The organism is Salinivibrio sp. PR5 (genome assembly GCF_001996085.1).
Classification (GTDB): Bacteria; Pseudomonadota; Gammaproteobacteria; order Enterobacterales; family Vibrionaceae; genus Salinivibrio; species Salinivibrio proteolyticus.
The window spans coordinates 1-1,095 of record NZ_MUFK01000098.1; the positions used below are offsets into that span (position 1 = coordinate 1).

The 1,095-nt window shown below is 38.6% G+C and carries 2 protein-coding genes; both read right to left on the reverse strand.

Annotation, left to right across the window (positions count from 1 at the left end; all coding sequences use genetic code 11):
- Positions 1-100: 100 nt before the first annotated feature.
- Positions 101-682 carry a hypothetical protein gene (locus tag BZG82_RS16015; protein ID WP_077766319.1) on the reverse strand — a complete coding sequence of 194 codons (582 nt, stop codon included), beginning with the start codon at positions 680-682 and terminating at the stop codon, positions 101-103.
- A 139-nt stretch (positions 683-821) separates the two neighbouring features.
- Positions 822-1,095 (reverse strand): hypothetical protein (locus BZG82_RS16430; protein WP_198928572.1); only part of this gene is annotated, 274 nt, incomplete at its 5' end.

Genomic DNA, 1,095 nt, shown 5'->3' on the forward strand with positions numbered 1-1,095 from the left:
TCATTATCTTTCCTAACCACTGTACTTTATTTAAAATCTAATGCCCACTATAAACGGCGCGAGGAGCGAATTTAATGGATTTTTTAGCTGCTGTTATTAGTTAATCAGCTTCGTATAGATTTAGAGAAATCTGGCGCAAGCAATAGAAATATTCCATAGCCTCTTTCATCGAAGGGAGCTTATGATCAAAATCATGAGTAAGCTCATTTCTTCTATTAGTGAGCTTCCTCACTGTATCAAGAACAGTTTTTTCGACTCGGCCTTCCCAAGCACTACACCTTTTTATGTTACAAGGACCATCAAATGTTATTAAAAACTCTTTAAACAACTCAAACTGCTCGATTATCGCCAACTTTGATATAACTGGTTCAACCCTAGATCCATTCATATCTTTGGACGGGAGTGGTGTTTTAACCCCGCCATTCTCAGACCTCTCAGGATTCGACCCCATTACAATTCCAGCAACAACCCCAAACTCACGACTTGTTTTAAAGCAATAAGAATGGCTTCGATCAATTTGCTTCTGGTTTGCTCCTGCTGATAAGTATGGCCCTCCTTTCCATGCTTCATTGTCTTCCCCCACACAATGCCAATCCGCCATTTTTTCAGCGGATCTAGCACTATAATAAGTGAGACAGGCTGCCAACATAGCTCTTCCAGACTTTTCTAAGTAATCGTTCATTTCGATTCCCGAGTTTACAGCTAACGCCAAATTAAGGTGTGAACAATGCTAACCACCTGCCTAAAGCATTGTGCCATAAACACTAAAATTGCTTGAAGTGATAGTGCCTAACGTTGTGAATCACCATTAAATTTTATTGTTATACGATTTTTTGCCTTAATTCTGAAAGGCTAATCGTATCTTTACCTACCTGAACTTGAAGAGCATCTAGTTGATATTTTAGATCAGCAACATTGAATCCAATTGAAAACTTGTTATCCGGAAGCTTACGATGAGAAACATTAAACTTATTAAGAAGAGCGGTCATATCCGACTGGCTTGCAAGTTTAGCAATCACTACCCCCCTCAGTACATATATATCTCCTTCTTCATCCTCAACTTCACCACAATGTACAATATCTAATACTCTATAT

What these genes read in the sequence shown, in the direction of transcription:
- BZG82_RS16015 (WP_077766319.1), bottom strand. Translation starts at nt 682, where the DNA reads ATGAACGATTACTTAGAAAAGTCTGGAAGAGCTATGTTGGCAGCCTGT.